This window comes from Pseudomonas sp. 58 R 12 (assembly GCF_900005865.1).
In the GTDB taxonomy this organism is placed as follows: domain Bacteria; phylum Pseudomonadota; class Gammaproteobacteria; order Pseudomonadales; family Pseudomonadaceae; genus Aquipseudomonas; species Aquipseudomonas tritici.
Map to the genome: position 1 here is coordinate 73,853 of NZ_CVTP01000005.1, position 6,408 is coordinate 80,260.

At 60.3% G+C, this 6,408-nt stretch carries 7 protein-coding genes; 2 read left to right on the forward strand and 5 right to left on the reverse strand.

The features are described from left to right. The first annotated feature begins 142 nt into the window (after nt 1–142). Together BFP95_RS02265 and nudC are read left to right on the forward strand one after the other, a co-directional pair. On the forward strand, nt 143–955 hold the full coding sequence (locus tag BFP95_RS02265) for a crotonase/enoyl-CoA hydratase family protein (RefSeq protein WP_065876299.1): 813 nt from the start codon (nt 143–145) through the stop codon (nt 953–955). Nucleotides 956–960: 5 nt separating this feature from the next. Continuing rightward, nucleotides 961–1,794, forward strand: a complete 834-nt coding sequence (gene nudC, locus BFP95_RS02270; RefSeq protein ID WP_065876298.1) for an NAD(+) diphosphatase — start codon at nt 961–963, stop codon at nt 1,792–1,794. On the opposite strand, the gene BFP95_RS02275 is transcribed toward nudC, so the two are convergent. The 5 genes from BFP95_RS02275 to BFP95_RS02295 all read right to left on the reverse strand — a co-directional run bounded on the left by BFP95_RS02275 (nt 1,762) and on the right by BFP95_RS02295 (nt 6,371). Continuing rightward, nucleotides 1,762–2,541, reverse strand: coding sequence for a TSUP family transporter (locus BFP95_RS02275; RefSeq protein ID WP_065909177.1), 780 nt, complete (start codon nt 2,539–2,541; stop codon nt 1,762–1,764). The two genes, nudC and BFP95_RS02275, sit on opposite strands and share 33 nt — an antisense overlap. A 193-nt stretch (nt 2,542–2,734) precedes the next feature. Beyond that, nucleotides 2,735–3,451, reverse strand: coding sequence for a phosphatidylcholine synthase (pcsA, locus tag BFP95_RS02280; protein ID WP_049708562.1), 717 nt, complete (start codon nt 3,449–3,451; stop codon nt 2,735–2,737). A gap of 149 nt (nt 3,452–3,600) precedes the next feature. Continuing rightward, a complete protein-coding gene (locus tag BFP95_RS02285) occupies nt 3,601–4,515 on the reverse strand; it encodes a class I SAM-dependent methyltransferase (RefSeq protein ID WP_065909179.1) in 915 nt (304 codons plus the stop codon). A gap of 50 nt (nt 4,516–4,565) precedes the next feature. Beyond that, entirely contained in the window at nt 4,566–5,054 is a 489-nt protein-coding gene (locus tag BFP95_RS02290) for a DUF1289 domain-containing protein (protein WP_065876296.1), read from the reverse strand. A 153-nt stretch (nt 5,055–5,207) separates the two neighbouring features. Next, complete coding sequence (locus BFP95_RS02295) at nt 5,208–6,371, reverse strand: ribonucleotide-diphosphate reductase subunit beta (RefSeq protein WP_175405967.1); 1,164 nt, start codon at nt 6,369–6,371, stop codon at nt 5,208–5,210. Nucleotides 6,372–6,408: the final 37 nt, after the last annotated feature.

A 6,408-nucleotide genomic window follows, 5' to 3' on the forward strand; every position in this document is an offset into this window, starting at 1 on the left:
AAAGCGCGAAGGATGGCGTGTACGCAGGGTTTTATCCAGCGTCTTTTCCTTCACGGTGTACAGTCCCGCTTTTGGCCGATGCGTCCTTGTGGACCCTTGTTATAGTTCGGGCCTAATTACTCGCCAGCCAGGGATTACTGCCATGTCCGAATACCAAGCTTTCGTCGTCGAACTCACCGGCAACGTTGCCCATGTGCAGATCAACCGCCCGGAAAAGATCAACGCGATGAACGCGGCGTTCTGGACCGAAATCATCGACATCTTCCAATGGGTCGAAGACACCGACGCCGTGCGCGCCGTGGTGCTCAGTGGCGCCGGCAAGCACTTCTCCTCAGGGATAGACCTGATGATGCTGGCCTCGGTCGCCAACGACTTCGGCAAGGACGTGGGCCGCAACGCGCGCCTGCTGCGACGCAAGATTCTCGAACTGCAGGCTTCGTTCAACGCCGTCGACAACTGCCGCAAGCCAGTACTGGCGGCAATCCAGGGTTACTGCATCGGCGGCGCCATCGACCTGATCAGCGCTTGTGATATGCGCTACGCCGCCGAGGGTGCGCAATTCTCGATCAAGGAAATCGATATCGGCATGGCCGCTGACGTTGGCACCCTGCAACGCCTGCCGCGCATTATTGGCGACGGCATGCTGCGTGAGCTGGCCTACACCGGCCGCCAGTTTGGCGCCGAGGAAGCGCGCAGCATCGGCTTGGTCAACCGTGTGTACCCCGATCAGGACAGCCTGCTGGCCGGCGTCATGGAAATCGCCCATGAAATCGCCGCCAAGTCACCGATTGCGGTCACTGGCACCAAGGCTATGATCAGCTACATGCGTGACCACACCGTCCATGATGGCTTGGAATACGTTGCCACCTGGAACTCGGCTATGTTGCAATCCAACGACCTGCGTGTGGCCATCGCGGCCCACATGAGTAAGCAGAAACCCGAATTCGTGGATTGACTGACATGACCCCAGGCTGGATTACCACAACGCTGCTGGACAACGACACCCCGGGTGGCTGGGCCGTTGCCCGTAGCCGCGAGGGCTTTTTGCACGACACCAATGGCCCGTTGTTCCCCCGTGAATGGCTCAAGCGCCAGGACCTTTCGGTGTTTGCCGAACATGGCATCGGCCACCTCGACGGCGAGCCGGTGTACCTGCTGGAGCTCAACGCGGCGGCTGAAGTGCCGGGCTGCAGCTGGCAGGGCCTGCGCGGTTTCATGCTGCAAGGGGATCACACCCTGTACAAAGTACTGGGCTACGCCGCACAGATCGGCACGTGGGCACGGGAGCATCGGTTTTGCGGCAGTTGCGGCCAAGCCATGGTCCAGGTGCCACGCGAACGCGCGATGTTTTGCCAGGCCTGTGACCTGCGCAGTTACCCGCGAATCTCCCCGAGCATGATCGTGCTGGTGACCCGTGGCGACGAGATCCTGCTGGCACGTTCGCCGCGTTTTGTCACCGGCGTGTACAGCACGTTGGCGGGGTTTGCCGAACCGGGCGAATCGGCCGAAGACTGCCTGATCCGCGAGGTCCGCGAAGAGGTGCAGGTGGAGGTCAAGAACATCCAGTACATGGGCAGCCAGTGCTGGCCGTTCCCGCATTCGATGATGCTGGGTTTCCACGCTGAATACGCGGGTGGCGACATCGTGCCCCAGGCTGACGAGATTGAGGACGCGCAGTGGTTCAATATCCACGACCTGCCGCCGTTGCCGGCGTCACGTTCGATTGCGCGTTACCTGATCGACCTCTACCTGGCCCGTCGTCTAGGCCACGCTGAACCAGTGCTGCCAGGCTAGGCGCACGGTCAGGCCGAGGACCACGGTGATAAACACTGGGCGAATGAATTTGGCGCCGCCGCTGATCGCGCTGCGTGCGCCAAAGAACGCGCCACCCATTACCGAAATGCCCATCGCCAGGCCGACGATCCAATCCACCGAGCCGTTGAAGATAAACACCGACAGCGCCGCCGCGTTGCTGACGAAATTCATGCTGCGCGCCACGCCACTGGCTTTGACCAGGTCGATGGGGTGGAGCAGCATCGTGCTCACCGTCCAGAACGCCCCGGTGCCGGGGCCCGCTACGCCATCGTAGAAGCCCAGGCCAAAGCCCTGGGTGGCTTGCCATTTCTTCTTGATCGGCGCGTCGGCGTCCAGCGGCGCCTTGGGCGTACCACCGAACAGCAGGTACACACCACAGGCAAATACGATCACCGGCAGCATTTTGTTCAGGGTTTCAGCAGGCAGGTAGTGGGCGACTACTGCGCCAGCGAGTGCACCCACCAGCGTACCGACGATGGCGTGCACCCACTGGCGCGGGTGGAACAGCTTGCGGCGGTAGAAGGTTAAACTGGCGGTGGCCGAGCCGAACGTGGAGCTGAGCTTGTTGGTGCCCAGTACCAGATGGGGCGGCATGCCTGCGGTGAGCAGGGCCGGCGTGGTGAGTAAGCCGCCGCCGCCGGCGATGGCGTCGATGAAACCGGCGATAAACGCAACGACGGCCAGGATGGCGAGGGTGGTGAGGTCTACGCTGAGTTCGAAGGGCATGGGCAGGACTTAGAATGGCGGGGCGCAGAAAGGTGCTGCGCCGAAGTGTGCCATCTTACCCGCCGGATGTACGCAGATCCAAATGTGGGAGCTGGCTTGCCTGCGATGGCAGTGTGTCAGTTGACGTATCTGGGGCTGACTCACCGCTATCGCAGGCAAGCCAGCTCCCACATTTTAAACCGTGCCCGCTTGACTAGCGGCGTGCCTCGATCCACTCCAGGGCGGTGCGCCAGACACAAATCCCCAGGAAATACGCCGACATTACCGACCACAACCCAAACGTCCACGGGTTGGTGTTCGGATAATCCACCACCATCAAAAAGCTGCACAGCAACCAAATCGTGGTCACCGCGATATTGATCGGCATGAATCGTTTAACCCGGAACGGGTGCAAGAACTTCATTGGCGTTACGGTCAGCAGCGCCAGGCCAATCACTGTGAGCAAGGTGACCCAGGCTTCCGGCTGGATGATATAGACACACAGTGCAACCACGTTCCACGCGGCGGGGAAGCCGACGAAGTAGTTGTCCTTGCTCTTCATGTTCACGTTGCAGAAGCAGAACAGCGACGAGACCAGGATCACCGACACCGTAAACAGGTGGGTAAACTCCGGCAGGTCGATATAACGGTAGATAAACAGCGCCGGAATAAACACATACGTCAGGTAATCAATCACCAGGTCCAGCACCGAGCCGTCGAAACTCGGCAAGACGGTGCTCACGTTGACCCGTCGCGCCAGTGAACCGTCGACGCCGTCCACCACCAGCGCCAGGCCGAGCCACAGCAGGCAAGCCTTGGGTGAGTTTTCCAGCAGCGCCAGGGTGGCCAGGAAGGCCAATACCACGCCGGTGGCGGTAAAGCCGTGGGCGCCCCAGGCTTTGAGTCTGGCTACATGCAGGGTCGATATCACGGGCGGTTCTCCAAAAGGTGAAACGGGGCAGCCGACAACGTGACGCTGTCGAGTCTGGCCGGGGGATGCAGGTATCGACCGGGAAGGAGGTCAGAAGGTTCACCAACCCGGTGTATCACTTAGCGTAGCAAGCGTAAGACGTTTCGGCATCAGCCCTGGCGAAACACCAAGGCCTTTAAGCCGCTTTGCGCGTCAATATCAGGAAATTCCGGCGGGTTTTGCAGCCGTTCCACGAATCGTAACCCGGGGGCTTCTCGTGTCACACCGTCGATCAGGAAGTCCTCGCCGAAGGCCGGGTCGTTCATGCACGCCAACACGGTGCCCTGTGGGGTCAGCAAGTCCGGTAGGCGCCGCAATACGCGCTGGTAGTCCTTGGTCAGCAGGAAACTGCCTTTCTGGAATGACGGCGGGTCGATGATCACCAGGTCATACGGGCCGCTGTTGGTGACCTTGGCCCAGGACTTGAACAGGTCGTGGCCCAAAAAGCTGACCTTGCTCAGGTCATGACCGTTCAGGCGATGGTTGTCGCGGCCACGGCTCAGGGCACCGCGCGCCATGTCCAGATTGACTACGTGGTCGGCGCCGCCTTCGATGGCGGCCACGGAAAACCCACAGGTGTAGGCAAACAGGTTGAGCACACGCTGGCCATTGGCCTGTTCGCGCACCCAGTTGCGGCCGTAGCGCATGTCGAGGAACAGCCCGCTGTTCTGTTTTTTACCCAGGTCGATCAGGTAACGCAGGCCGCCTTCGGTGATGGTCAGCTCGTCGACAGGGGTGCCTGCCAGCCATTCGGTGGTGCTTTGCGGCAGGTAACGGTGTTGCAGGGCGACGGTGTAGGCCCCGAGCTGCGTCTGCAGCAGCTGTTTCAGGGCGTGCAGGTGTTCTGCCTCCGGCTCCTTGAACAACGACACCAGCAGAACGCCTTGTAGCCAGTCCACCGTCAATTGCTCAAGGCCCGGCCAGCAGCGACCACGGCCGTGGAACAGGCGCCGGGTTTCCGCCGGTGGGCTGGCCAGGGCGGTGAGCAAGTGAGTGTGCAGGGTGGCGAGTGCGTCTGGGTTCATCGTTAAACGTCGGTCGTTGAGCGGGCGGCATTTTAAACACAATCGCGTCGTTAGAATGCAGCGATCAATGGTGGGCCGAACACGTCCCGAATAAACCCCGGCGCGATATACCGTTCGTAATGCGCTTCGGACAGCAGGAAAAACTCCCGGTCAATCGCGTCGCGCAGGTCCGCCAAATGGCGCTCACGAAACTCCGGCAACAACGCCAGCCCATACGCATCCAACTTGGAAATCACCCGCGCACCCCGGGCTATCAGTTGGTACGCCCAGCAATACGGCGACTGGTGCGGCATAAAGCGGATCTTGCGATTTTCAAGCTGCTGGCGCAGCAGGTGCGCATCAAACACTTCCAGTTTGCTGGCCATCACCTGCACCAGCAATTGCTCCAGGCGCAGCCACACGGCCTGTTTCTCGTCGGCGTTGTAGCCGTTCCACTGGATCACTTCGTGGTGATAACGCTTGCAGCCCCGGCACACCAGGTCGCCGTAAACGGTGGAACACAGGCCGATGCAAGGGGTCTTGATGGTTTGATTGGGCATAAGTGGCAATTTGCAAAGTCTGTAAAACACCGCAGACCTAACTGTGGGAGCGGGCTTGCTCGCGAATGCGGTGTATCAGTTACCAGATTTCTCAACTGACACTCCGCATTCGCGAGCAAGCCCGCTCCCACATTTTTAGATCCGCGTCGTGGGTTAGTCCCAGCTCAACGCGCCGCCTGTTTGGTACTCGATCACACGGGTTTCGAAGAAGTTCTTCTCTTTCTTCAAGTCCATGATCTCGCTCATCCACGGGAACGGGTTGGTGGTGCCCGGATACTCTTCTTTCAAACCAATCTGCGACAGGCGACGGTTAGCGATGAACTTGAGGTAATCCTCCATCATCGCCGCATTCATGCCCAGCACGCCGCGCGGCATGGTATCGCGCGCGTATTCGATCTCCAGCTGAGTCCCTTGCAGGATCATCTGGGTCGCTTCTTCCTTCATCTCGGCATCCCACAAATGCGGGTTTTCGATTTTGATCTGGTTGATCACATCGATACCGAAGTTCAGGTGCATCGACTCGTCGCGCAGGATGTACTGGAACTGCTCGGCGACGCCGGTCATTTTGTTGCGACGGCCCATGGACAGGATCTGGGTGAAGCCGCAGTAAAAGAAGATGCCTTCCAGCACGCAGTAGTAGGCGACCAGGTTACGCAGCAGTTCTTTATCAGTCTCGACAGTGCCGGTTTCGAACTTCGGATCGGAGATCGAACGGGTGTACTTCAGGCCCCAGGCAGCCTTTTTGGCGACCGATGGAATCTCGTGGTACATGTTGAAGATCTCGCCTTCATCCATGGCCAGCGATTCGATGCAGTACTGGTAGGCGTGGGTGTGAATCGCTTCTTCGAAGGCCTGGCGCAGGATGTACTGGCGGCACTCCGGGTTGGTGATCAGGCGGTACACGGCCAGGACCAGGTTGTTGGCAACCAGGGAGTCGGCGGTGGAGAAGAAGCCCAAGTTGCGCATGACGATGCGGCGTTCGTCGTCGGTCAGGCCTTCGGGGTCTTTCCACACAGCGATGTCGGCGGTCATGTTGACCTCTTGCGGCATCCAGTGGTTGGCGCAGCCGTCGAGGTACTTCTGCCAGGCCCAGTCGTACTTGAAGGGCACGAGTTGGTTGAGGTCGGCGCGGCAGTTGATCATGCGCTTTTCGTCAACGGCGACGCGGGCGGAGGCGCCTTCGAGTTCGGCGAGGCCTTCGGCGACGTCGAGTTTGTCCAGGGCGGCCTTGGCGCGGACGATGGCGGCGGAGTCACTGGCGGTGACGGCGCGGGCTTCAAGGGCGGCGGCAGCGCCGGCACCGTCGAGGCGGTCCATGTTGGCTTCGGTGGCGTGGCCGGCGTTGGCGCCTTTG